Annotated in this window: 23 protein-coding genes, 2 tRNA genes and 1 riboswitch; of the genes, 17 read left to right on the top strand and 8 right to left on the bottom strand. The window is 48.1% G+C overall.

The genetic code is table 11. The annotated features are described in order from the left end of the window. Positions 1-19: 19 nt before the first annotated feature. From LCM20_RS16940 to LCM20_RS16930, 3 genes are all read right to left on the bottom strand, one after another. A complete protein-coding gene (locus LCM20_RS16940) occupies positions 20-166 on the bottom strand; it encodes a hypothetical protein (RefSeq protein WP_225196685.1) in 147 nt (48 codons plus the stop codon). A 5-nt stretch (positions 167-171) separates the two neighbouring features. Then, positions 172-1,068, bottom strand: coding sequence for a DUF4097 family beta strand repeat-containing protein (locus LCM20_RS16935; RefSeq protein ID WP_225196684.1), 897 nt, complete (start codon positions 1,066-1,068; stop codon positions 172-174). 193 nt (positions 1,069-1,261) lie between these two features. After that, positions 1,262-2,017, bottom strand: coding sequence for a DeoR/GlpR family DNA-binding transcription regulator (locus tag LCM20_RS16930; RefSeq protein ID WP_225196683.1), 756 nt, complete (start codon positions 2,015-2,017; stop codon positions 1,262-1,264). 232 nt (positions 2,018-2,249) lie between these two features. On the opposite strand from LCM20_RS16930, the gene LCM20_RS16925 reads away from it, so the two are divergent. Then, the gene (locus tag LCM20_RS16925) at positions 2,250-3,539 is read left to right on the top strand and encodes an adenylosuccinate synthase (RefSeq protein WP_225196682.1); all 1,290 of its coding nucleotides are present in this window, start codon (positions 2,250-2,252) and stop codon (positions 3,537-3,539) included. 68 nt (positions 3,540-3,607) lie between these two features. Further along, positions 3,608-4,156 carry a TIGR00730 family Rossman fold protein gene (locus LCM20_RS16920; protein ID WP_225196681.1) on the top strand — a complete coding sequence of 183 codons (549 nt, stop codon included), beginning with the start codon at positions 3,608-3,610 and terminating at the stop codon, positions 4,154-4,156. On the opposite strand, the gene LCM20_RS16915 is transcribed toward LCM20_RS16920, so the two are convergent. Continuing rightward, the gene (locus tag LCM20_RS16915) at positions 4,157-4,630 is read right to left on the bottom strand and encodes a hypothetical protein (RefSeq protein ID WP_225196680.1); all 474 of its coding nucleotides are present in this window, start codon (positions 4,628-4,630) and stop codon (positions 4,157-4,159) included. It abuts the gene before it with no gap. Positions 4,631-4,787: 157 nt separating this feature from the next. Between LCM20_RS16915 and LCM20_RS16910 the strand changes: the two genes are divergently transcribed. The 9 genes from LCM20_RS16910 (at position 4,788) to LCM20_RS16870 (ending at position 13,604) form a co-directional block, all read left to right on the top strand. Then, positions 4,788-4,864, top strand: a tRNA-Asp gene (locus LCM20_RS16910). 20 nt (positions 4,865-4,884) lie between these two features. Then, a tRNA-Phe gene (locus LCM20_RS16905) sits at positions 4,885-4,957 on the top strand. A gap of 285 nt (positions 4,958-5,242) precedes the next feature. After that, on the top strand, positions 5,243-6,571 hold the full coding sequence (locus tag LCM20_RS16900; RefSeq protein ID WP_225196679.1) for a peptidoglycan DD-metalloendopeptidase family protein: 1,329 nt from the start codon (positions 5,243-5,245) through the stop codon (positions 6,569-6,571). A gap of 130 nt (positions 6,572-6,701) precedes the next feature. Then, positions 6,702-7,406: a response regulator YycF gene (gene yycF, locus LCM20_RS16895; protein WP_225196678.1), complete on the top strand. Its 705-nt coding sequence runs from the start codon at positions 6,702-6,704 to the stop codon at positions 7,404-7,406. 7 nt (positions 7,407-7,413) lie between these two features. Beyond that, a complete protein-coding gene (gene walK / locus LCM20_RS16890; protein ID WP_225196677.1) occupies positions 7,414-9,234 on the top strand; it encodes a cell wall metabolism sensor histidine kinase WalK in 1,821 nt (606 codons plus the stop codon). Then, positions 9,231-10,568: a YycH family regulatory protein gene (locus LCM20_RS16885; protein WP_225196676.1), complete on the top strand. Its 1,338-nt coding sequence runs from the start codon at positions 9,231-9,233 to the stop codon at positions 10,566-10,568. The genes walK and LCM20_RS16885 overlap by 4 nt, the downstream gene beginning before the upstream one ends. Before the next feature lie 18 nt (positions 10,569-10,586). Beyond that, positions 10,587-11,477, top strand: a complete 891-nt coding sequence (locus LCM20_RS16880; protein ID WP_225196675.1) for a two-component system regulatory protein YycI — start codon at positions 10,587-10,589, stop codon at positions 11,475-11,477. A 24-nt stretch (positions 11,478-11,501) separates the two neighbouring features. Then, on the top strand, positions 11,502-12,296 hold the full coding sequence (locus tag LCM20_RS16875) for an MBL fold metallo-hydrolase (RefSeq protein ID WP_225196674.1): 795 nt from the start codon (positions 11,502-11,504) through the stop codon (positions 12,294-12,296). Positions 12,297-12,374: 78 nt separating this feature from the next. Continuing rightward, entirely contained in the window at positions 12,375-13,604 is a 1,230-nt protein-coding gene (locus tag LCM20_RS16870) for a S1C family serine protease (protein ID WP_318247329.1), read from the top strand. 495 nt (positions 13,605-14,099) lie between these two features. On the opposite strand, the gene LCM20_RS16865 is transcribed toward LCM20_RS16870, so the two are convergent. The 3 genes from LCM20_RS16865 to LCM20_RS16855 form a co-directional block, all read right to left on the bottom strand. Continuing rightward, the gene (locus LCM20_RS16865; RefSeq protein ID WP_225196673.1) at positions 14,100-14,645 is read right to left on the bottom strand and encodes a PilZ domain-containing protein; all 546 of its coding nucleotides are present in this window, start codon (positions 14,643-14,645) and stop codon (positions 14,100-14,102) included. Between the two features lie 6 nt (positions 14,646-14,651). Beyond that, entirely contained in the window at positions 14,652-15,359 is a 708-nt protein-coding gene (locus tag LCM20_RS16860) for an EAL domain-containing protein (protein ID WP_225196672.1), read from the bottom strand. 73 nt (positions 15,360-15,432) lie between these two features. Continuing rightward, positions 15,433-15,517, bottom strand: a riboswitch (cyclic di-GMP riboswitch). A gap of 3 nt (positions 15,518-15,520) precedes the next feature. After that, a complete protein-coding gene (locus tag LCM20_RS16855; protein ID WP_225196671.1) occupies positions 15,521-15,895 on the bottom strand; it encodes a response regulator transcription factor in 375 nt (124 codons plus the stop codon). A 244-nt stretch (positions 15,896-16,139) separates the two neighbouring features. Here LCM20_RS16855 and ltaE point away from each other — a divergent pair, with 244 nt between their 5' ends. Both ltaE and LCM20_RS16845 read left to right on the top strand, forming a co-directional pair. Beyond that, positions 16,140-17,162 carry a low-specificity L-threonine aldolase gene (ltaE, locus tag LCM20_RS16850; RefSeq protein ID WP_225196670.1) on the top strand — a complete coding sequence of 341 codons (1,023 nt, stop codon included), beginning with the start codon at positions 16,140-16,142 and terminating at the stop codon, positions 17,160-17,162. 110 nt (positions 17,163-17,272) lie between these two features. Further along, positions 17,273-17,443, top strand: a complete 171-nt coding sequence (locus tag LCM20_RS16845) for a hypothetical protein (RefSeq protein WP_225196669.1) — start codon at positions 17,273-17,275, stop codon at positions 17,441-17,443. A 55-nt stretch (positions 17,444-17,498) separates the two neighbouring features. Here the strand turns inward: LCM20_RS16845 and LCM20_RS16840 are convergent, their stop codons facing one another. Then, a complete protein-coding gene (locus LCM20_RS16840) occupies positions 17,499-18,830 on the bottom strand; it encodes an FAD-dependent oxidoreductase (protein ID WP_225196668.1) in 1,332 nt (443 codons plus the stop codon). A gap of 540 nt (positions 18,831-19,370) precedes the next feature. On the opposite strand from LCM20_RS16840, the gene LCM20_RS16835 reads away from it, so the two are divergent. From LCM20_RS16835 to LCM20_RS16820, 4 genes are all read left to right on the top strand, one after another. Further along, positions 19,371-19,835: an NUDIX hydrolase gene (locus LCM20_RS16835; protein WP_225196667.1), complete on the top strand. Its 465-nt coding sequence runs from the start codon at positions 19,371-19,373 to the stop codon at positions 19,833-19,835. A 1-nt stretch (position 19,836) separates the two neighbouring features. Further along, positions 19,837-20,358 carry a GNAT family N-acetyltransferase gene (locus LCM20_RS16830; protein WP_225196666.1) on the top strand — a complete coding sequence of 174 codons (522 nt, stop codon included), beginning with the start codon at positions 19,837-19,839 and terminating at the stop codon, positions 20,356-20,358. 198 nt (positions 20,359-20,556) lie between these two features. Continuing rightward, a complete protein-coding gene (locus tag LCM20_RS16825; protein ID WP_225196665.1) occupies positions 20,557-23,511 on the top strand; it encodes a carbohydrate binding domain-containing protein in 2,955 nt (984 codons plus the stop codon). Between the two features lie 84 nt (positions 23,512-23,595). Then, positions 23,596-24,861 carry a M48 family metallopeptidase gene (locus LCM20_RS16820; protein ID WP_318247324.1) on the top strand — a complete coding sequence of 422 codons (1,266 nt, stop codon included), beginning with the start codon at positions 23,596-23,598 and terminating at the stop codon, positions 24,859-24,861. The last annotated feature ends 174 nt before the right edge of the window (positions 24,862-25,035 follow it).

The following is a 25,035-nucleotide window of genomic DNA, read 5'->3' as shown; positions in this document are numbered from 1 at the left end:
CTGTATGGTCAGCCCTTTCTCATAAGACCCATATGGCGCTGGGAATCGATACGATAAATAGAAAAACACTCAAACAGCCGAGGCCGCAACCGGCACAACCGGCAGAGCCTTCAGATGCCATATGGATTTTAGAAAGCTTTCGGTCTCCCCGATACTCTTCCTTCAAACCTTCTATTCCCCCTTTCTTACATGTAAATCTCCGGAACTCGATTCGACTTCGATCAGGGCGTCGCCATCGCCGATTTGACCGTCTAGGTTGCTGTCAGAGATCTTGTTGAAGCGGAAGCCTTCATATTGCAGGCTCGCCTCTCCTGAACTGGAGCTGTACAGAATACGGGTGGATGTCGGTTTGCCGTCGAATTCAATCGTTGTATCCCCACTGGATGTATGGACGTAGAGGTCGGTATCTGCTTTATGATTGAAAAAAGCTACGTTTCCTGATGAGGTGTGGGCTTCGCTTGATTCGGCACGTAAGCTTCTGTTCTCTATCTCCCCGCTGCTCGCTTCCAAGCTGATTTCTCTTGTCGTGATGTTCTCAGTGTAGATTCTTCCGCTGGAGGAGCCGAGTTCAACCCTTTTCTTGATGTCGCTGTCAGTGATGGTTTGGTCTCCAGAGCTCGACTCTGCCCTCAAATGGACAGCTGAAAGGTCTTTGATGTCGATCCTGCCAGATGAGGAATCGACGTCAACTTGTTCGTATTGCTTCCGAGGTAACGATACAGTCAACGTAGCCTGGTTGCTCCCTCCGAGTGAAAAGGTAAAGACCTGTTGGTTCACAGGGAATTGGACGCGCAGTTCTTTTCCTTTTACATCGACGTTGAGCTGATCGTTCTTCGGATTCACTTCTCCCTTTACCTCGATTTCAATTTCTTCTTTTTCACTTGGCAGAACCTCTATATCAGCAAACGAGCTTGAAATCGTCACTTCTTCAATGTTCTGGCTGCCGACTTTTTCTTTGAGGTGAATCGGCTTCGTGTCGAACGAAAATACGTTTCTCGGTGATACGGTGAAAAAAACGATGACTCCAAGAGTGATGAGTGACAAGGCGATTGTACTGAGCATTTTCATACTTCCCCTCCAATGTAGAAACCTTACTTCCAATATGTAATGATCAAAATTTTCCAAAATATACATCCAACCTACCACTAGAATCTGGATATTGCAATAGAAAAGGAGCCCTGCTTGAGGGCTCCTTCATTTATCTTCATCCCTGTCCGTTACGCCTACTGAAAGTCACGCGGGACAGAGGGGATGAACCTGTTTATGTCACCAATAGTTCAACCTGGTGGTCTTGTAATACTTTCTGCATGTGCTTAGACGGGGTCTCGTCGGTAATGATCAAGTCGACGTCCTTAAGCCCTGCGAATTGAAAGAGCTCGGTTACGCCGAATTTCGTATGATCGGCGAGGACGATGACCTGTTCAGCCTGTTCCATCATCGTACGTTTCACCATGCCGTCTTCTTCGTGCGCGATTGTTAATCCGTGTTCCGACAACCCGACCACGCCGATAAACGCTTTTTTCACGTGGAACTTCCTCAATCGTTCAATCACGGACGTTCCATAAAGGAAGCCGTGCTCCTTCTGTAATAGACCGCCGAGCAATTGAATGTCTATATCAGGCTTCGTTGATAAAATTTCAGCCTGATGAATCGAATTGGTCATGATATGAAGGGGAGCAGGTGTCAGTGCGCTGGCGCAGGCCTGGACGGTGGTTGAGGCATCAAGAATCAGGGTGTCTCCTCCTCGAACCAAAGATGCGGCCCGTTCTCCGATTTTTTTCTTTTCATCTGAAACGGTCTCCAGACGGTGGGTGTAGTCGAGAACCTCCTGATGCTTCGTGGGAAGGATAGCGCCACCCCTTGTTCGCACAATGGCATTTCTTTCTTCCAATTTCACGAGGTCCCGTCTCGCCGTATCCCGGGACACATCGAACTGGTCGCAGATCTGCTCGATTGAGATTCGTCGGTTCTTTTCTAAATCATTCATAATGAGAATCAGCCGTTCTTCTTGATACATCGCCCGCACCCTTCCATTAATATCCTTGTTACGTCATTATAAGTCAAATGTAAGTAAAAATCAATTTTTATAAGTTTTTATAAGTTATAGTATTTCGTGGAGCGAACAATCATTATCGAACATTCGTTATAATTTAATTTATAATGTTCGTATTTCACGTTGACTTTGTCCGTTTACATTGATAAACTGACGGTGTATGTACTTGAAATAATAAATTTGGCGGAGGTGCCTTATGTCTTCAGTAGTAGTTGTCGGAACCCAGTGGGGTGACGAAGGAAAAGGCAAGATTACCGATTTTCTATCCCAGAATGCAGAAGTTGTCGCTCGTTATCAGGGCGGAAACAATGCAGGCCATACGATTAAATTTGATAACATAACGTATAAACTTCACTTGATTCCATCAGGGATCTTTTTTGATGAAAAAATTTGTGTCTTAGGCAATGGCATGGTGATTGATCCGAAAGCCTTGCTTGATGAATTAGCATACTTACACGATAAAGGGGTGTCTACGGACAACCTGCGTATTAGTAACCGTGCTCATATCATTCTTCCTTACCACTTGAAGCTCGACCAGCTTCAAGAGGATGAAAAGGGAGCGAATAAAATCGGAACGACGAAGAAGGGGATTGGTCCTGCTTATATGGACAAAGCCGCTCGTACAGGGATTCGAATCGCCGATCTTATGGACAAAGAGAGCTTTAAAGAAAAGCTTGAGCAGAACCTTGCCGAGAAGAATCGTCTGTTTGAAAAAGTCTATGAAACTGAGCCGTTCACGGTAGAGGAAATCCTTGAAGAATACTACGAGTACGGTCAGCAGATTGCAAAATACGTCTGTGACACGTCGAAGGTATTGAACGATAACCTTGATGAAGGCCGTCGTGTGCTGTTCGAAGGCGCGCAAGGGGTTATGCTCGATATCGACCAGGGGACGTATCCGTTCGTTACCTCATCAAACCCGATTGCGGGTGGCGTAACCATCGGCTCTGGTGTGGGTCCATCCAAGATCAAGCACGTTGTCGGCGTATCGAAAGCTTACACAACACGTGTCGGAGACGGTCCTTTCCCGACAGAGCTTGATAACGAGATCGGTGATCAGATCCGCGAAGTCGGCCGCGAGTATGGTACGACAACGGGTCGTCCACGCCGTGTCGGCTGGTTCGACAGCGTCGTAGTCCGTCACGCTCGTCGTGTCAGCGGAATTACCGACCTTTCCTTGAACTCGATCGATGTCCTGACAGGCATTGAGACGTTGAAAATTTGTACGTCTTATCGTTACAAGGGGGAAATCATCGATGAATTCCCTGCCAGCTTGAAAGTTCTCGCTGAGTGTGAACCGGTCTATGAAGAAATGCCGGGGTGGACGGAAGATATCACAGGTGTGAAATCACTTGATGAGCTTCCTGCCAATGCCCGCCATTACATTGAGCGTGTATCACAGCTGACTGGCATTCCGTTGTCTGTTTTCTCCGTAGGACCGGATCGTAACCAGACGAATGTTGTGCGCAGTGTTTATAGTGAATAAATCGAAGCACGTCTAACTTTTGAAGTTAGGCGTGTTTTGTTTATGATAAGGGAAAAGGAGTGATTCGAGTGAAGCGGATTTGTGTGTTTGCTGGTTCGAGTAAAGGAAACAACGAGGAGTTTGTAAAGCAGACAGAAGCACTGGGAAAGGTGTTTCTGGAGCATGACCTGTCATTGGTGTATGGAGGAGCTGAGAGCGGCTTGATGGGGGCGCTGGCTGATGAAATCCTGAAGGGTGGAGGCGAAGTGACAGGCGTCATTCCGACTCATCTATTGAATAAAGAAGTCGCTCACACTGGACTCACTGACTTGATCGAAGTGTCCACGATGCATGAGCGGAAAGCGAAGATGAGTGAGCTTGCGGATGGGTATATTGCACTTCCTGGTGGATTCGGAACCTTTGAAGAGTTGTTTGAAGTAATCAGCTGGGCTCAGATTGGACTTCATAAGAAGCCCCTTGCCCTATTCAATATTGAGCAGTATTACACCCCGCTGCTGAGCCTGATCCATCATGCCATTGAAGCGGGATTTGTGCCGGAAGACAATGAGAGAATGATCCTCCATTCGAATCTGCCAGCAGAGCTGATAGAGCAGATGAATGACTTCCTCAAACGTTAATTAGATCTGGATCGTTTCTTCGAAGGTCAGACCTAGATACGTATAAGAAACTTCAATTCTTTCGATGGGCGTATCCTCTGAGAGACTCAAGCCATAAATCGTGTGTTCCGTATCTTGTGGCCCCGTCTCGTCCATCTTAGGAAAACTGTTCGGCAGGAGGCGGATGGCTGCCTCCCTTTCGCTAGGGATTTGGGCTTTTGAAGAGGCTGATAAATCCGCCATCAGAAGTCCTTTGTTCGTATCACTGACTTGTACCTCGAAGCGTGAAGGCTCGCTTTTCCCATTGATCCGGACTTCTTTGATGTGGATGCTGCCCCACGTATGTTTATTCCCGACAGATAAGAGAATGTACTGATTATTATTGGTAGTTCCGACAGAACCGTGTGCAAGAGGGGGATTCATTTTTAAAAAAGCAACGACCACTAACAGTACGACGATGACGGCAACAGCGGCTTTTCGCAGGATGATGACCATTGGCTTTTTCCTCCTTGTACAACCAGTATATGAAGTGTAGGTGCAGGATTATGAGGTAGAACAATAGATTTTTTTGAGGCAAAATGAAAAAATCTATTGCGCCTTTCTTGGAGTGTGTGGTAAGATAAATATCGTTGCGGTTGAGAGAGAGCAATGTGGTCCGGTAGTTCAGTTGGTTAGAATGCCTGCCTGTCACGCAGGAGGTCGCGGGTTCGAGTCCCGTCCGGACCGCCACTTTAATTTCAATAGTAAATGGCTCGGTAGCTCAGTCGGTAGAGCAACGGACTGAAAATCCGTGTGTCGGCGGTTCGATTCCGTCCCGAGCCACTTCTTACAACGTCTACAGAAATGTAGGCGTTTTTTATTGTGTCTTTACAGGTGTCTTGTCATCAAACTGTAAAGAAAAGGGTTACATTTTACACAATATGTAGCTGTGAATATAGTATTTTTCGATATATTGGAAGCAATATTATATCTTCTTTACATTAATCAAAATCTATTTCAAGCGAAATTTAACTATGATAAATTGTAGTAGTGTAAAAATCAATAAATTTTACTATAAAGAGAGATAAAAAAAAAAGAGACGGTTAACAAACACAGGAGGAGCAGGGAATGGTACAAAGAAAAGGAGTCGGTAAAAAGACTTCGGTCATTGCATTGTTTGGTTTGTTGGTTGGTGTAGGGACAGTTTATGCAGAAAGTAATATAGAGAATACATACCACGTGTATGTCGATGATAAACGTGTGGGAACGGTAGAAGACAAAGAAATCGTCCAATCCCACATCGAAAAGGAGATCGAGCTGGCCGAAGAAACGTACGGAAACTGGCAGTTCGACATCGAAGAGGATGTCTCATTTGAAGAAGAGACGGCTTTCTCGCCTGAATTCACAGAAGAGAAGGTTCTTTCTTATTTAGACGACGAATTAACGGTGAACGTTGAGGCTGTCGCTTTGACGGTATCGGGTGAAGAGGTCGCTTATCTTCCGACTGAAGACAAAGCCGATGAGGTCATCGAGAAATGGAAGACCCAGTTTGTGAAGCGGGCCACGCTTGAAGCCGTTGAGGAACGAAAGGCTGAAGGGAAAGAGCCTGAAATTGGCGTAGACGAATCATTAGTGGTCGACGTAAAGCTTTCTGAGGATGTTTCACATGAAACAAAGATAGTGGAACCGAAGAAGATCTCAACGGTCGATGAGGCGTTCCAAACGTTCCAAACTGGAAAAGAGGTCATTCACCTTTCATCAGACCAGTTGATGAGTTCAAGAGCTTCTGAATCAACGGGTGAAACGGAGAAAGAAGTGAAGTTATCCCCTCTCGCAGACGTCATCGTTAAAGAAGAAGGCATCCGCACGGAAGAAATCGATGCGGAGACAGAGACGGTCAAGACGGATAAGCTTTACCAAGGCGAGACGAAGGTGAAGCAAAAAGGGTCAGATGGTAAGAAAACCGTTCATTTTGTCAAGACGATGGAGAACGGTAAAGAGATCAGTGAGGAAATCGTGAAAGAGACGGTGGAGAAAGAACCTGTGAAACGAGTGGTGCTGGAAGGAACGAAAGACCCTTCCGTCGGCACAGGGACGTTCCTTTGGCCGGCCTATGGTGGCTCGATTACAAGTCACAAAGGACCACGCTGGGGGCGTCAGCACAACGGGATAGATATCGCCGGAGTAGGCAACCGCACCATCCGTGCAGCCGATAACGGCACGGTTGTGACAGCAGAATATCAAAGTGGGTTTGGTAATAAAGTCGTAATTGACCATAATAATGGTTACAGAACGGTGTATGCCCACTTATCATCTATAGATGTACAAGTCGGTCAATCGGTGAAAAAAGGAAGCTCCCTCGGCCTTATGGGCACGACAGGAAATTCTACAGGCGTTCACCTGCATTTTGAAGTGCACCAGAACGGTGTCATCAAAAACCCGATGGACTACTTGTAAGAACAAGGCCGCTGTGATGGAAGATCATGGCGGTTTTTTTCTAGCTTATCGAGTGAAGTAAGACATTTGGTTGAAAATGAGTTAAAATGAGGGAAAGAATTGAAGCAGACGAAAGGGATGTGACATTCGAATGGCACAAAAAATCTTAGTCGTAGACGATGAGAAACCAATTGCAGATATATTGAAATTCAATTTAGAAAAAGAAGGGTACGAAGTGGTTTGTGCTTATGATGGCGATGAAGCCATCAGCAAGGCAGACGCAGAGCAGCCTGACCTTATTTTGTTAGACATCATGCTTCCACATAAAGACGGAAACGAAGTATGTCGTGAAGTCCGTAAGAAGCATAATATGCCGATCATCATGCTGACCGCGAAGGATGCTGAAATCGATAAAGTGCTGGGTCTTGAAATGGGAGCGGACGATTATGTGACGAAGCCGTTCAGCAACCGAGAACTGATTGCGCGTGTGAAAGCGAATCTGCGCCGTCAGCAGCAGGAACCTGAAGATTCATCCGATACACAGCGTGACATTTCCATCGGACGCCTGGCCATCCACCCAGACGCTTATACGGTCACACGTGACGGTGCTTACATCGAATTGACCCACCGTGAATTCGAGCTGCTTCACTATTTAGCCCGTCACATCGGACAAGTCATGACGCGTGAACACTTGCTTGAGACGGTTTGGGGATATGATTACTACGGAGATGTCCGTACGGTAGACGTAACTGTTCGCCGTCTTCGTGAAAAAATTGAAGAGAATCCCAGCACCCCGGTTTGGATTGTCACAAGACGTGGTGTCGGCTACTACCTAAGAAACCCAGAGCAGGAGTAGTCTCCGCATGAAGAAGGTAGGCTTCTTTCAGTCGGTCCGGCTGAAATTGATTGTCGTGTACATTTTATTATTGCTGTTAGGTATCCAGGTCATCGGTGCCTACTTCGTAGATAAGCTTGAAGAACAGCTCACTGAGCAGTTCACAAGCTCCGTTAATGACAGGCTGAACTCGCTGACGTTCAGCCTGCAAAATGCGTTTGAGGCCGAACGGGAAGAAGGGGATCTCTCTCTGCAGGCTGAGGTTGAGCAGTTAATCTATGAATTTACCGAAGCCAATGGCCGGAGTCAGGATATTAATAGTCTTCTTGTGATGAACGAAAGCGCTACGGTCATTTCATCCTACGGGGATACGAATGCCCAGGTAGGAGAGATTGTATCCGATTCAAGGATTACGAAGGTCTTTTTCCTAGGAAGTACCGATCCGACGACGTCCTCTCAAGTGTTATCAGGGACGAAAGCGATCATAAACGACGGGGAAGAGATTGTCGGTGCGTTGTATTACACGGCACAGATGGATGGCGTGTATGAGCAGATCCAGGACATCAACGGCATCTTTACAAAAGGAACCCTCCTTGCGATCACCGTCACAGCGCTGCTCGGGATTTTGGTTGCCCGCACAATCACGAAGCCTCTGACAGAAATGAAAAAGCAGGCCCAGGTCATGGCGACAGGGGACTTTTCGCAGAAGGTGGATGTGAAGGGAAACGATGAGATCGGCCAGCTCGGTGTGACGTTCAATGACTTGAACGACAAGCTGAAGCTTGCGCAGGCGACGACGGAAGGGGAGCGGAGGAAACTCAGCTCGGTTCTGTCGAATATGTCAGATGGTGTTATTGCGACCGACCGTGTCGGGGCCATCACGTTGATGAACGCACCTGCATCGAAGCTGATCGGGCAGACGTTCGAGCAGGTACAGGGGCAGTCACTGCTTGATGTGCTGGATATGAACGATCAGATCGAGGAGATTGAGGAAGTAGAAGAAGCCGGGTCGATGATCATCGACTTGAGCAGTGAAGACAAGCATTTATTATTGAAAGCGAACTTCTCTGTCGTAGAGGATGAAAATAAAGAAATGAACGGGTTCATAACCGTGATCAGTGATGTAACCGAACAGGAACGCGTAGCTCAGGAACGTCGTGAATTCGTATCGAACGTTTCGCACGAGCTCAGAACCCCGCTCACCACGATGCGCAGCTACATCGAAGCGCTGAATGACGGGGCGTGGCAGGACCCTGACATCGCTCCGAGGTTCCTCGACGTTACACAGAATGAAACAGACCGGATGATCCGTCTCGTCAATGACCTGTTGCAGCTGACGAAAATGGACCGGAAAGAGACGAGTCTGATGAAAAAGCGGGTGAATTTCTCCGATTTCTTCAGCCGTGTCATCGAACGATTTGAGATGAACAAAGATGAGAACATACAATTCGAGCGTAGTGTACCGAAGCGTCCCATTCATGTATGGATGGATGAAGATAAGCTGACGCAGGTGCTCGATAACGTCATTTCAAATGCGATCAAATACTCTCCTAAAGGAGGCACGATCCGGTTCTCGGCGCACTCGACGAAGAAGCAGTTACGAGTCAGCATTGCCGATGAAGGACTTGGTATGCCACCTGATCAAGTCGATAAGATTTTCGACCGCTTTTATCGTGTCGATAAATCACGAACGAGAGAGTTGGGAGGAACCGGACTTGGCCTTGCCATTGCCCGGGAAATGATCGATGCCCACCACGGAAAAATATGGGCTGAGAGTGAAGAGGGTAAAGGTACGACCGTTCATTTCACGCTTCCTCTTATGAACCAGAACCGGGGGGATCAGTCGTGAAAGTAGAAACTATGAAGTCCGTCATTTTGGTGATATTGATTGCATTCAGTCTATTGTTATCGGTTGCCCTCTGGAACTATCAGCCGAATTATGAAAATGAAGTGGATGAAACCGGCGAAACGGTCGGTGAAACGAGACTCGAGAACGGAAAAGAAATGAGTGTAAGGGAACTTATTCAGCCTTCACAAGTCGTTTTTCATGAAGGAGATACGCACTATTCCTACCGTGACCCAGGGGAGCAGTCGGTTCTGTACCAGGATATGCGGGAATGGCGCATAGCGGCTACGAATCTGAATCCTTCCCTGCCGAACTTGGAGGGGAGAAATTATGTGGAGGTTCTTCTCCCATCCCCTGTCCCGTTACAAACGCTGTCTTTCATGTTCAATTATTCCAGCGGTAACCAGCCCGTGGCGAACGAGTCGTTTGACCGTTTGTTCATCGTGGAGCGCGAGAATGATGACGAAGAAGAAAACGCCTATAACATTTGGGCGGTGGACAGTCAGGTAGAGGTGAACCCGGCTAAGTTGCAGGGAACCCTCAACCAAGGTGCCGGGAACCTATTGTTCGAAGAGCTGGCCAACAAGGAACAGTTTGTCGAGCAGCTCCGTTTCTCACCGCTTGAGAATGAACGGACGTACGACGACATCTTCATCCCTAAAGAACAAGTCCAATACCCGGAGGAAGTGCTGCAGACCCAGTCCGTAAATGTTCTTCCACTCAGAAATTACTTGTTCCCTGCGGAAGTGAAGCGTTATGATGGACGATCAGGACAACGGATCTCAGACGTGCAGCGGGTGTTGAAAGTGTCCAGTGACGATGAATATATGACCTTTCAGTCCGCGATTTTGAATTCGAGTAATCCTGTCGGGATGAGCTCATATGACGTGCTCAGACAAAGTGTGGAGAACGTTAACCAGCACAACGGGTGGACGAACGACTTCCGGCTGAATTACATCTCGACAAACACCGACCGGGTGGAGTACAACATGTATTTCAACGGAATCGAAGTCGTCGATCACGAGCTTGCGACGATCTTTTTACAATATGAACAAGGGGATATTCAGGAATACAACCGCCCTCTAGTGAAATTTGAACCGTTCAATGCTCCATTAGCATATACGACACTTCCTTCCGGGGAAGAAGTACTGAACTATTTGGGCACACGGGAGAATTTCAGTCTATCTCAAGTGCAGGACATCAAAGTCGGCTATGCCTTGAACGAACAGAGCAGCAGCTTGGTTTACAACTTGAAGCCGATGTGGTTTATGAAACGAAATGGCATCTGGGAACCGCTCTATCAGACGGAAATCAATCAGAACCAACCGATATCGTAAGAGGAGGGAGAAGAGAGTATGCAATGGGGACAAATTAAAACGTTGTTTATTATCAGCTTTCTGATCCTGGACCTCTTTCTGCTTAACCAGTTCCTGAACAAGCAATATCAATCGCAGGTCAATCAATTGACGATTGAGAGCGAAGAGATGATTGATCAACTGGAAGAGGGAGGGGTGACCTTTGCTGAAGGAATCCTTGATGAGGAAACCCAGCCGCTCGCCCGCATGTCTTCCAGGGGAGCGGAGTTCTCCGATAGTGTCCTCGGCCAGATTGAGACACTGGACGAAGGGGAAGCCCAACAGATTCAGATGCTGCAAAATGAAGGGGTCGTGAAGTCTGAGCTCGAGGAGCCGGTCGAAGTGACGGAGGATACGATGATCGAAGAGGTCGGGCAGATTGTCCCGTTCTCGGATCAGTATTCGTATTGGGGGTACAACCAAGACGAAGGAATCGCCCTCTTTTTCCAAAAAGCGAGCGACAGGACCGTCTATTTCAACCAGGGCGGGATGTTGATGGTGAGAGTGGAAGACGGAGCGATCACGGAATACGTTGCGACGCTGCTTTCTTTCGCCAATGAAGAAGAGGCGACCAACGAACCGATTCAACTGATTTCAAAGGTGACGATCGTGAACCAGCTGTTCGAAAACGGCTATATCCAATCAGGGGATGAGGTCACATCGATGCAGGTCGGGTATTACAATGCTCTGATTGCCACAGAGAACATCGGACCACAGCTGTTTGAGCCGACGTGGAAGGTCGTCGTAAATGGAACCGAATCGTTCTTTGCCTTTGCCACATCAGGAAGAATCATCGAGATTTCAGAAGAAGATTTTATTCAGGATTCCATTCGGGCGTTTGATTTCACGCAGGACTTGGAACTTGAAACGGAAAACAATGATGAGGAATAACCTTGCTAACAGGAGTGTCTTAGAATGACTTTACGATTTAGTGTACTAGCTTCTGGCAGTACGGGGAATGCTTTTTATATAGAGTCGGGAGAAGAAAAAATCCTCGTAGATGCGGGCTTGAGCGGGAAAAAAATCGAGCAGCTGATGGACCAGGTTCAGCTTGATCCAAACGAACTGTCTCGCATTCTCGTCACCCATGAACACAGTGACCACATCAAGGGGCTTGGCATCATGGCGCGCCGGTACAACCTGCCGATCTATGCGAATGAGAAGACGTGGACCGCGATGGAAGGACAGCTCGGCAAGTTATCAGTCGATCAGAAGTTCCTCTTCAACATGGAAGAGACGAAGAGCTTCGGGTCACTCGATGTCGAATCCTTCGGCGTCTCCCACGATGCGGCGGATCCGATGTTCTACACTTTCCATCAAGACGGCAAAAAAGTCGCACTTGTGACGGACTTAGGCTATGTGTCGGAGCGGATCAAAAAGACGGTCGAAGGGGCCGATGCTTATATCTTCGAATCCAATCACGACGTCAGTATGCTCAGAATGGGGCGCTATCCATGGAACGTGAAGCGCCGTATCCTCGGCGATTCCGGACACGTGTCAAACGAGGACTGCGCACTTGCTTTGACGGATGTCATCACGGATCAGACGAAGCGGATTTATTTAGCCCACTTAAGCCTTGATAACAATATGAAAGACCTGGCCCGGATGTCTGTTCAAGATGTCTTGAAGGAGCGTGGATTTGAACTCGGCTCACGCCTCGAACTTCATGATACAGACCCGTCCTCAGCTACACCGATCTATGAAGTATGAGAGGTTTTAATTCCTTAACTTAAAGGAAATACTAATTAAATACTTCCATGAGGTTAGAAGAAAGGTAAGGTGAAAAGCGTGGGGTACTACGATGACCATTCACCAGCCACGCAGCGCGATAAGCAGAAACGCCGCTGGGCGATGCCTACTATTGTCGGTGTCATCCTCGGAGCGGTTCTGATTTTATTAGCACTGCCGGCCCTGGTGCAAACGGAATTACTCCCCTATGACATCACGATTCCTGAAGACGAGAGCGGTCTCGTCGACGATGATCAGGAATTGACCGGCGGAACGACCAAGAGCGTCCAGGTCGATGTCACAACTCAAATCACAGATATCGTAAGTGAAGTCTCACCATCTGTCGTCGGCGTGGTCAACCTGCAGACGCAGCGGGACTTCTGGAATCAGAATGGATCCACCTCCCCTCAACAGGCAGGAGTCGGTTCAGGCGTGATTTATAAAAAAGAGAATGACATGGCCTACGTCGTGACGAATCAACACGTCATCGAGGGAGCCAACGAAATTGAAGTGGTCCTCTCAGACGAAACAAGAGTAGCCGCAGAGCTTGTCGGTGGCGACTTATTCACCGATTTAGCTGTACTTAAAATGCCGGCCGATCAAGTCGGAGATCCGATTGAACTGGGGCACTCGGACAACATTCAAGTCGGAGAACCAGCCATCGCGATCGGGAACCCACTCGGACTGAGGTTCTCAGGTTCCGTGACACAAGGAATTATCAGTGGAAAACAACGAGCTATTCCTCAAGACTTTAACGGAGACGGTATGGAAGACTGGCAGGCAGAAGTCATTCAGACCGATGCGGCCATCAACCCTGGAAACAGCGGAGGAGCCCTGATCAACATCGAAGGTCAGTTGATCGGCATCAACTCCATGAAGATTGCACGTTCAGCTGTAGAAGGAATCGGATTCGCGATCCCAATCGATGCAGCGAAGCCGATCATTGCTGAGCTCGAAGCGACAGGACAAGTCAGCCGTCCGTATATCGGAATCGAAGCCTATGGATTGAACGAAGTCCCAACTTCAGAATGGCGCAACACATTAAGCCTGCCTGAAGATGTCGAGGGCGGATTGTACATTCGAAGCATCAGCCAGATGTCTCCAGCAGCCAAAGCCGGTTTGAGACCACTGGATGTCATTACACAATTAGATGGACAGCAAGTGAGCAACATCATCGACCTGCGTAAGTATTTGTATGAAGAAAAGAGTCCAGGTGATGAGATGGAAGTGACGTATTACCGTGATGGCGAGCAGAGTACCGTCACAATTACGTTAGGAACACAGGAATAACAACCATTTGTTAAGGAAAAGAAAGAACTCAAGGCATGTGAGCCTTGAGTTCTTTTTCGCTGTTTAGGAATGAAATCCGTGAATGAATGAGTTGGGAACACACCTTACATTATCCACAGGGTGTGAATAGTATTCTGGATAAGTGCTATATCTGGTGGCGAACACCAATTCTACTACCATATACATGCTAGGGTTGTGTATATGTGGATAAAAACTGTGCATAACCTGTTTATAGAACGGGAAAACCTGTGTATATTAGAAAATTAACAATAGTTGTGAATAAATCTGTGGATAATTGTGGGTAACTATTATCGTTAGTTCTATTTTTCCACATGTGAATAATTTTACCCTCCCAATGTAGGGTGGATGTTAAACACTAGGAACGTGAAGTGAAAATGTCTTCCGAAGAGTGAATGCGCTGGTAACGACATCCGAAGGTTTCAACATGAAAACTCTAGGGAACAAAAAAGAAGGCCACAGTAGTGGTCCTTCTTATTACGAAATTCTAGTGATTTTACGGCGGCGTTCCGAATCGATTCGACGAATCTCCATATTCAGTCTGCCCTGATCCCGGTGTGGGACATCGACAAACTTGATGCCGTAGCCTCGCTGTTTATTTTTGACGTTTTCTTCTTTTCGTACCATGACGGCATCCAATTCAAAGTATTCGGTACCTAAAGTAAACACACTCTTCACTTTGATGTTGGAGGAGACGGGAAGGTTATAGGGACAGACAAACTTGATGCCTGATACACTGATGTTGTCGATATAACCACCGATGACTTTCCCTTTTAATTTATGTTCAAGGTCACCATCAATCGATTCGATGATGAGCTTCGAGTCTTTCTCATTCAAATCGATACGGAAGTTACTTCGTTGATCATGCTCATATGCTTTTTGATATTTAAGGGACATGCGGTTCTTCTCTTCCTGCAGGGTGACAATCTTCTTTTTCTGTGTTCGGATCATTTTTTGATCCAGCACAATAATCGTTAGCAAAGCCAGGCTGAGGACGATTTGGTAAACAAGTAAATAGGTCATTCTAGATCACCTCGCTGTAGATAATAGGGGCTTAGGGGAACCGATAGCAAAACCTTGAGCGAAAGGGACACGAAGCGACTTAGCCATATCCAGCTCTTCTGCCGTTTCGACACCTTCTAAAATCATCGTCATATTAAACTGCTGACAGAACATCGCTGCGAGTTCGATAAACGTCTGCTTCTGTCGTGATAAGTGAAGGTCCTGTGTTAACGAGCGGTCCAATTTGATAAAGTTCGGCTTAAGGTTCAATATGGACTGAAGCTGAGAAGCGCCTTTCCCGACATCATCAATCGCTACTTTAATTCCTAGTAACTTTAATTCTTCAATGCGTGCGGATAGTTCTTCTAAGTCGAGTATTGGTTCTGCTTCATTCAGTTCGAGAACGATAGAATGCGTTTGTTTTACATATCTCTGCATGAAATTTATAAATCCGGAATGAACGATGGTGGAAGGATAGACATTTACAAAAAGAAGGTCGTGGTTGTGGCGGCTGTTCTCTTGATAAAAGCATGCGATGGCCTGTTTAATCGAAAGCGTGTCCAATTCATACAACTGATCGTCTTCACGTGCCATCTGAAACGTTTCAGCAGGATTGGCAGTTAATTCAGATCGAAACAAAGCTTCATAACCGATAGGATACCAACTCGCTAAATGATAGATAGGCTGAAAGTGGTGAGAGAAGCTGCATTTTTCGAGCAACGAACGAATAATCATTTCTTTTCCACCTTTCTTATGCCACAAAAAAGGACCTCATTATAATAATGAGATCCTTATATTCTCATCATTCTTAGGCAGCCCGGCGATCGTAGTGGTAGCACCTTAGACCCGTAGCTTTGCGTCCCACCCTTTCGAATGGTTTGCCAGTATCTGTATGATCATATTTGTGGGATGTGATAAGTAAGAATTAATTCTACCTTGTTCTTCACGTTCAGCTTGCTGTATATGTTCTTCAAATGGGATTTGACGGTTTGTTCCGATATATGTGAGAACCTGGCCATCTCCTCATTTGATTTACCCAGCATCAAAAGATCGAATATCTCTTCTTCTCTGTGTGAGAGGAGCTTCTTCTTCTTTGTCTTTTCCAAATCGTGCTTGGGTGAATGAATCTTCAGCATGCGTAACGTTTCGTTCAACCTTGTCGATCGTTCCGAGGATGATTCGTAATTCCTCTCGTATAGTGTCGTTTCAATGGCGAAAATGATATCTTCCAGCTCTTCATCCGAGAATGTAAAAGACTGTACGAAATCCATTACTTATCACCTATATCCTAATATTGGATTTAGAACAATAATACTACTTGTAGTCACAAATTACTATTGTCCCATAGTATTGTTTATTCCCCCTAAAGGGTGACAAAAAACGATATTTTTTGCCATTTTAACAAATAAATTCTTATAATCAAGCGAGAAAAAAAGATAATAAGATTGCTTTTATTATGAATGTTTGATTCTTCTGAGAATCGTTTTACAATGGAAAAAAAGGGGGCGTTACATAATGATTGATTTGAGAAGTGATACCGTCACAAAACCCACGCATGCCATGCGTCAGGCCGCTTTTGATGCACAGGTTGGGGATGATGTGTACGAAGAGGATCCGTCCGTTAAAGAACTGGAAGACAAAGCAGCTGAAATGCTGGGAAAAGAATCGGCACTATTTGTCACAAGTGGTACTCAGGGAAATCAGATAGCTATTTTGACCCACTGCACTCCAGGTAGCGAAGTCATCATGGGAGAAAATGCTCACCTATTTGTCTACGAAGGTGCTGCAATGTCTGCTTTTGCCGGTATCCAGTCGAGGACCCTTCCAGCAAAAAGAGGGGCGCTGGACCCAGAAGACGTGCGGGCAGCCATTCGACCAGAGGATATCCATTTCCCGGAAACGAGTCTGATCTGCCTCGAAAATACACATAACAAAGCGGGGGGAGTCGTTGTGCCTCTCGGGAATATGCAGGACATTTATGATGTGGCAAGGGAGCATGGCGTTCCTGTCCACTTGGACGGAGCGCGGTTATTCAATGCCTCTGTCGCAAGTGGTGTGTCGCTGAAACGGTACGCCGACCAGACGGATACGGTCCAGGTCTGTTTATCAAAAGGACTCGGGGCGCCGATGGGATCGATCATTGCGGGACCCACTGCCTTCATCCAGCGGGCAAGAAAATGGAGGAAACGCCTCGGTGGCGGTCTTCGTCAAGTGGGCATGGTCGCAGCACCCGGACTTGTGGCGCTGACTGAAATGGTCGATCGATTGAAGGAAGACCATGAACATGCCGATAGGTTAGCTGCGGGCATAGAAGCTGTTGACGGTCTGGTCCTTGAGGAAAAAGTCGAAACGAATATGGTGCTCATCAATGTGAAAGAAGCGGGGCATGACGCGGATTCGTTTTTGACGGAGCTTGAGGAAGAAGGCATCAAAGCCGTGAAATACGGGCCTTACACGGTCCGTTTTGTCACCCATTACGATGTGTCTGGTGAAGAGATCGATATCGCAGTTGAACGGATTCAAAAGCGTTTTGGCTGACATAAAAAATAGCACAAGTGCATAATGTGTAACAAAGCATATTTCCATGTTTCTGAGAGTCGTTTCTAAGGTATAAACAGCGTAACACATGGAATGGAGGTGTAGTTCCGATGACGGAACTCAAGACGAGCGAGCGCAGTAGTCAGCCGTTTGAGATGGATCGTGCCTTCGAGGAAATGTTTAGAAGAGACCGCTTTGTAGATGGAATACCTTTGGATGAACTACAGAAACACCTGAGACGTACGAAGACGATGAAGGAGTACTTCAAGCGCCGTAAGTAAACCATTTTTCAGTCCATAAAAAAAGCTGCCTGAATTTCAGGCAGCTTCTCTATTTTTATTGAGCCGCTGAGAGTCCGGCTTGGTTGATGAAGTTCCAAGGCTGGTTGAAATGCGGCTGGAAGAAGAAATCGACGAATCCGAGTTCATCGATCGTCATGCCCGTCTGGATACAGACGCTCATGGTATTGATGGATTGGGTGACGTCCGCCTGTGAAATGACCTGTGCCCCGAGAATTCTGCGGCTGTCCGGATCATAGGACACTTTCATTTTGACTTGTTCCGCAGTCGGCATGAACGCGGGACGGTGCGTGTCTTCGATTGTGACACTTTTCACATGAACGTCCATCATGGAAGCGGACGTCTCGGTCAATCCTGTGGACGCCATGTTCAAGTCGTAGATGTGAAGACCGGACGTGCCTTGTGTCCCCACGTATTGGATCGTCGGTCGGACGATGTTTCTCGCGACCAGTGTACCCATTCGCACGGCGTTTGTCGCAAGTGGAATGTACGCGTGACCACCTGTCGGGTTGTATTTCACGGCACAGCAGTCCCCTGCTGCATAAATGTTTTCATCACTCGTCTTCATATACGCATCGACTTTGATCGCCCCGTTCTCCAACATGTCTACTTTCCCTTTCAGCAGATCCGTATTCGGACGGAAGCCGACACACATGATGACAAGATCGGCGTCATGCGTTCCTTCATTAGTCAAGACACGCTTCACCTGGCCGTCGATTCCTTCGAAGCGCTTCACCGTCTCGTTCAGCGCCAGCGTAATGCCTCTGTTTCGGAAGTCCTCTTCGACCATATCGGTAAATTCAGGATCCAGATATTTGTTCAAAATCCGGTCCGCCCCGTCAATGAGCGTCACCTCTTTGCCTGCTTTTTCAAAGGCTTCGACAAGCTCCACTCCGATATATCCGCCGCCTACAACCGTCACCTTCTCAGCATGCTTCGCCCGTTCGATGATCGTATTCGCCTGGTTGTAGTTTTTCGCAAGCAGCACGTTCTCAAGGTCGATTCCTTCTATAGGAGGGGTGACGGGCCAAGAGCCTGTGGTCATCACCAATTTATCATAAGCGTCATAGACTTTTTCACCTGTTACCAAGTTCGTCGCTTCAATCGTCTGCTCTTCTGTATCGATATTCTCCACATCATGCTGCATCTTCATCGTCACGCCAAGTTCCTGCAGCGCTTCCGGGGAAGAGTAGAACAACCCTTGTGGATCGTTCACCACGCCACCAACATACAGCGCCAGACCGCAGGACAAAAAGGACACGTTATCGTTTCGCTCATAAACCGTAATCTCAGCTTCCGGGTACAATTCCGCCATATTCTTCACCGCAGCCGTACCTGCGTGCGTACTTCCAATAACAGCAATTTTCATGGATGGTTCCTCCTTAGAATGTGTATGTGAAGTATTTCACATATCAGCTTATACATATAGTTTAAAGGCTTTATAAACAAAGAACAACTAGTTTGCTCAATCATTCACATGATGCAGTTGGTTGTTGTGAAATGATTCACAATCAAACTGTAATCTTAGTATATCGCCATGGAATTCATTTGGCAACCCCTTTTGCTCAATTTTTCACAAACTATTTTTGACGGTGACTATTGGGACAGAGGGAAGGATATTTCGGGTGCGCCCAGTCCCGATTCAGGTGTATTGGGACTAGCGCTTAGAAGGCAGGTATTTTCTCAGTCCCAATTATCCTTTATTGGGACACGCAGCGCGGGAATGGCAGATTTCCCTGTCCGAATAACGCTTTATTGGGACACAGAATCTATGAATAGCAGTCCCTTCTGTCCGAATACCAGATAATCGGGACAGCGTGGTCCAGATTCATAGGTTCCCTGTCCCAATACTTGACGCATCACATGATTCGCTTCTTTTCTATATAATAAAAGAAAGGAGGTCGGGGCGATGGATGTTCGGTTTGAGAAAAATGAGATCCGCTTTAATTACCGCGCAGCGGGGGTCATGGTGGAAGAGGGGCACGTGCTGTTTCACAGGCAGAAGGATGATGCGTATTGGGCTCTGCCTGGTGGCGGGGTCGAGATGGGCGAGTCGACGGAGGAGAGTATTGTCCGTGAATGGCAGGAAGAGCTCGGGGAAGCAATAGATATCGATTCGACGCTTTGGATCGCGGAGAGTTTCTTTACATATCAAAGCAGGTTGATGCATGAACTGGCCTTTTACTATTCGGTCAGGCGGGAAGATGGTCGGTTCACCAAGGAGCCGTTTCATGGGCTCGAGGGGGACCACTTGGTCTACCAATGGCTGCCGGTCGATGAGCTTCATCGTTACGATATCAGACCGGATTTTCTGAAGGAACGTCTTCAAGCGATTCCGGAAAAACCCGTACATCTTATAGATAGGAGAGAGTAACATGAGTGTCGAATTCATACCGATGAACGAAGCTGAAGCGGAGCATGCGGAGGCGTTTCAGCGCTGGGAGAATGATGCGGAGATTACGCCGCTGACCCGGCCACACCATACGAAGGAAGATCTTGAGCGCCGTCATACGGTGACGGTGGATGATTTGAAAAAAAGGCTGGAGAACCATCAGTATTACTTGATTATGGTGGATGGGAAGCTGGTCGGAGAGATGAATTACATGATCGATCCACCTCATCTTTATCGTCATCAGGAAGGGACGGCATGGATCGGAATTACGATTGGTGAGAAGACGGGGCGCGGCCAGGGAGTCGGGGCGAAGGCGATTGCATTTCTTGAAAAAGAAATCCAAAATCACGGACTGAGTCGGATCGAGCTCGGTGTGTTTGAGTACAATGAGCGGGCTCACCGTCTGTATGAACGGCTCGGGTATAAAGAAATAGGACGTATTCAGGAATTTACGTACTGGGATGGGAAGAAGTGGGCGGATATTCGAATGGAAAAGCTTTTATAGCAAGGTTTTCGTGCTCTCGAGGGGAATGAGGGCACGAATTTTTTTATGCTTGAACACGGTTTGAAGTGTGGTATGATAAATGACAATCACAAGGAAAGCGCTTTCTAATGAATCAGACATCTAGAGGCGGTTTATTTTTTTGCCACATAACGAAACCGGTTTCCTTACATTTATTCTATCTCTAGGAGGACCTCTAGCATGCGAAAAGTGTTGCTGATTTGTTTGATGTTTATGCTCTCATTTGCGGGAGCAGCTCAAGTGTTTGCGGAGAAGAAAACAACCGAAGGGCCGGATTGGCTGGATGAGAAATCGTTCTATCCCCCTCATGCCAATGCGGCGATGTCGAAGGTGGCTTTTATCGATTTCTTAAATCAATGGGTAGGAGTGAACGGGGAGAATCCGTTGGAAACGGCGGAATCCATCGGCTACCTGCCGGAATTCAAGGGCAGTGAAAAGTCTGTTATCAAGCAGGGAGAGGCGTTCGAAGCACTCTCGACGCTGTATCCAGTGGTGGACTGGGCAGAGCCCGAGAACGATCGTAAACCTGTGAAGCTTGGTGATGCGATGCAGTATGCGGAGTCTGTCGCGAAGGTCGTGTACACGGAAGGTGAGCATCAGGATGAGACGGTGGAAGGCAATGCGTGGATCAATCAGCCGGGCGTTACGCTGAAAAACGTCACGATTGAAGGGAATCTGTACATTACGCGTGGAGCAGCATCCGGAGAGACGCTGCTTGATTCGGTGACCGTCGAAGGCACGCTGTATATCGAGGAGCCCGCACAGAATAGCGTGAAGCTCATACAATCTGAAATCGGGCAGACCGAAATCTACAAAGTCGGCCAGCAGGCGTCGGACTGGTCACTCGTTTGGGGAGATGAATTTTTAACCGAACAAATCGATTCCAGCAAATGGCGTTATGATACGGGGAACTGGATTGTCGATGAGAACGGGGAAGGGGTTTCTCCTGGATGGGGGAACAATGAGCAGCAGTATTATACGGATTCCCCTGAGAACTCGTATATCGAGGACGGGAAGTTAGTGATTGAGGCGAAGGAGGAGCAGAAGTCGGATGACTTCGGGACGTATGAGTACACGTCTGCGAAACTGAAGACGGAGGATCTGTTCAGTAAGAAGTACGGGAAGTTCGAGGCGCGGATGAAGCTTCCTGAGGGTCAGGGGTACTGGCCTGCGTTCTGGATGATGCCGGAGGATAGTGTGTATGGCGACTGGCCGGCTTCTGGTGAAATCGACATCATGGAAGCGGCGGGTAAGGATACGAGCACGATCGGCGGTACGATTCATTATGGTGAGGAGTATCCGAACAATACGTATCGTGGAAAAGAGTATCATTTCCCTGAGGGCAGTGATTACACGGGATTCCATACGTATTCGATCGAGTGGGAGCCGGGTGAGATTCGGTGGTATGTGGATGGTGAGCTTTATCAGACGCTGAACAACTGGTTCAGCCAAGGTCCGGATGAGGCGGCCAACTATACGTTCCCGGCGCCGTTCGATCAGGAATTCTATCTGATTCTGAATCTGGCTGTCGGTGGCTGGTACGGCGGGGACGCGGATGAAACGACCGAATTCCCTGGCAAGATGGAAGTCGATTACGTCCGTGTCTATGAGCTGACAGGGCGTGACTATCAGGAGCCGGTGGAGCCGACTAAGGAGCTTGAGGAGCTGCCTGAGGAGGCGAAGCAGCCGTTAGAGGACGGCAATCTGATTTACGATCAAGACTATGAACAAGGATTTACGGTGATTGATGAAAATGAAGACGTGGTGGACGAGACGTACTGGAACTTCTTCACCTTGCCTGACTTCGCCGGGGAAGGAAGCATTTCCACGGACACCGTTGATGGGACGAATTTTGCCAAGGTCGATATTACGAACCCTGGAAACGCGTTATGGTCGCTGCAGTTGATCCAGAAGCTCGCGATTGTGGAAGGGCATACGTATGAGGTTACGTTTGATGCGAAATCGAATACGAACCGCTCGGTGATGACGAAGGTGTCCGGCGGGGCGGAAAGAGGATACGCTAACTACTCTGGTGAGCAGACGTTCGATCTGACAAGCAATGTCGAGTCTCATTCCTACACGTTCACACACAATCAGGAAACGGATCTTGCTGCCCGTTTGGAGTTCAACATGGGAACGTCTACAGCCCCTGTCTGGATCGGCAATGTGCGTGTCGAGGATGTGACGGGTGAACAGCAGGAGTCGACCCAGAAGGAACCTCTTCCTGACGGGAATCATGTGTATAACGGTACGTTTGACCAAGGTGACTTTTCAAGACTCGTGTACTGGGAAACGATTGCTCAGAACGGGGCTGAAGCGGATGCGGTCGTGACGGCGGCGGACCGGGTGATGCAGATGGATATTGAGAAGCCGGGCGCATCGCTTGAAGATATCCAATTCAAGCAGACCGGCATCCAATTGTTGAAAGGAAATACGTATGAGCTGACGTTCTCAGCCCGTGCTGATGAGGCGGATGAGATCGCAGTCGGATTCGTGAGTCAGGACGGTGATCGTTACGCAGAAGCGAAACCGGTTTCTTTGAGCGAGGAGTGGAGCACGTACACGGTGCCGTTCGAAATGACGACAGAAGCATCCGACCTCGAGAGTCAACTGATCTTTTACATGGGAGAGGCGGAAGCGGATATTTACCTTGATGATGTGGAGTTGATTCAGACGTCTACCTACGTCGACTACGACAACATCGATCTGTTGCCGTTGTCAGAAGACTTCTCAGACGGGATGGCAGGTTGGGCGCCGTACATTCACTTCGATGCCAACGCCACGGTTGATGTGAAGGATGAAGCGCTGAACATCGACATCGTAGAAGCGGGGCAGGAGCTGTGGAGCGTATTGCCGGAATATCCGGGTCTGGAGCTGTATGAAGGCGTCACGTACGAGCTTTCATTCGATGCCAAGTCCTCTGTACCGCGTGACGTTGAAGTGACGTTGGAGAACGCCAGCTACCAACGCTTCTTAGGGGAAATGGTTTCTCTGACAGGGGCATTCGAGACGTTCACCTACACGTTCACGATGCCACAGACAGAGACCGTTTCACTGAAATATTTGATGGGGCAATTTGCGGAAGCGCACACCATTCAGCTTGATAACGTCCAGATTGAAGTGCAACAAGACTAAAGAATCGAGGCTGTCCAAATGGGCGGCCTCTTTTTCGTTCTATTTTCAGAAGAAGACTTGTACAATAGAAGGAAACCCGTGGAGGTGAGAAGCTTGAAAAAAAGAATCGTAAAGTGGACGTTGATTACATATCCGATCTACCTTGTGCTTGTGTGGCTGTATCTTTTCCAGTGGTCCGACTTCGGAGTGCCTGCCGCCTACCAAGGGACGGCCGCTGATCCCGCCACGTTCATGACAGGTCGGGAACTCGAACTGAGCCAGGAGTACTCCAGGTATCGTCACTTCCTTTCACTTGCCACCATTCCGGTCGAGTGGATCATTTATATCGGCGTATTCGCCTTCGGTTTGTCTCACTTGTTCAAGCGATTCGGAGAACGACTCTCCCGTTTCCGTATCGTCTCGATTCCCGTCTACGTCCTGATGCTGTCGGCTTTCACATGGTTTCTCACGTTCCCGATCGACTATGCGTATCGCTATCTGTCCGTCCGATACGGCATCTCGACGGACACCTTCTCCGGCTGGATGCGCGATGAGATGATCGGCTTCTGGATCGGTTACATCACGATGGCCCTGATGATCACCGTCCTCTACCTGCTCATCCAGCGATTCGAAAAACGCTGGTGGCTGTATGCCTGGGTCGGACTCGTCCCATTCATCGCCCTGATGATGTTCATCCAGCCCGTCGTCATCGATCCGCTCTACAATGACTTCACCGAGCTCAAGGATAAACAGCTGGAGGAAAAAATTCTTGCGCTCGCCGATGAAGCGGAAGTGCCCGCGGAGCGCGTTTATGAAGTGAACATGTCCGAAGAGACGAACAGCATGAACGCCTACGTGAACGGCATCGGCTCGACCTTGCGTATCGTGCTGTGGGACACGACCCTGAACAAACTCGAGGACGACGAAGTCCTGTTCATCATGGCTCATGAGATCGGCCACTTCGTCATGGACCACCTACTATGGAACTTAATCGGCGTCCTAGTTGGAAGCTTCGTTGGCCTGTATATCGGCTACCGACTCCTGAAGTGGATCTTCGCCAAGTGGGGGGACAGACTGAACGTGAAAGGCATGTCCGACATCGCCGGACTGCCGATCCTATACCTCGTTCTCTCGATGCTCACCTTCATCGCCCAGCCCGTCGAAATGGCGGTCTCAAGGGGAGCCGAAACGGACGCAGACCGATATGCCATTGAAATGACCGGAGACGTCGATGCCGCCATCGGCTCCTTCCAAGAGCTGACCGTAAACGGCCTGAGCGACGTCAATCCACCTGCCGTCATCAAGTACCTGTACTACGGTCACCCGACGATGATGGAGCGGATTCATATGCTTGAAAACTATCAAGAATGAAAAAAGCTCGCCTCCTGAGCGAGCTTTTCTCGTTGAGTCGCGCCCGGAAGTAGAAAGTCGCGCCCGGAAGTAGAAAGTCGCGCCCGGAAGTAGAAAGTCGCGCCCGGAAGTAGAAAGTCGCGCCCGGAAGTAGAAAGTCGCGCCCGGAAGTAGAAAGTCGCGCCCGGAAGTAGA

This window comes from Halobacillus litoralis, from assembly GCF_020171725.1.
In the GTDB taxonomy this organism is placed as follows: Bacteria; Bacillota; Bacilli; order Bacillales; family Halobacillaceae; genus Halobacillus; species Halobacillus litoralis_F.
Note: the sequence above shows the minus strand (reverse complement) of the source record. Positions and strands in the feature narration are given on the sequence as shown.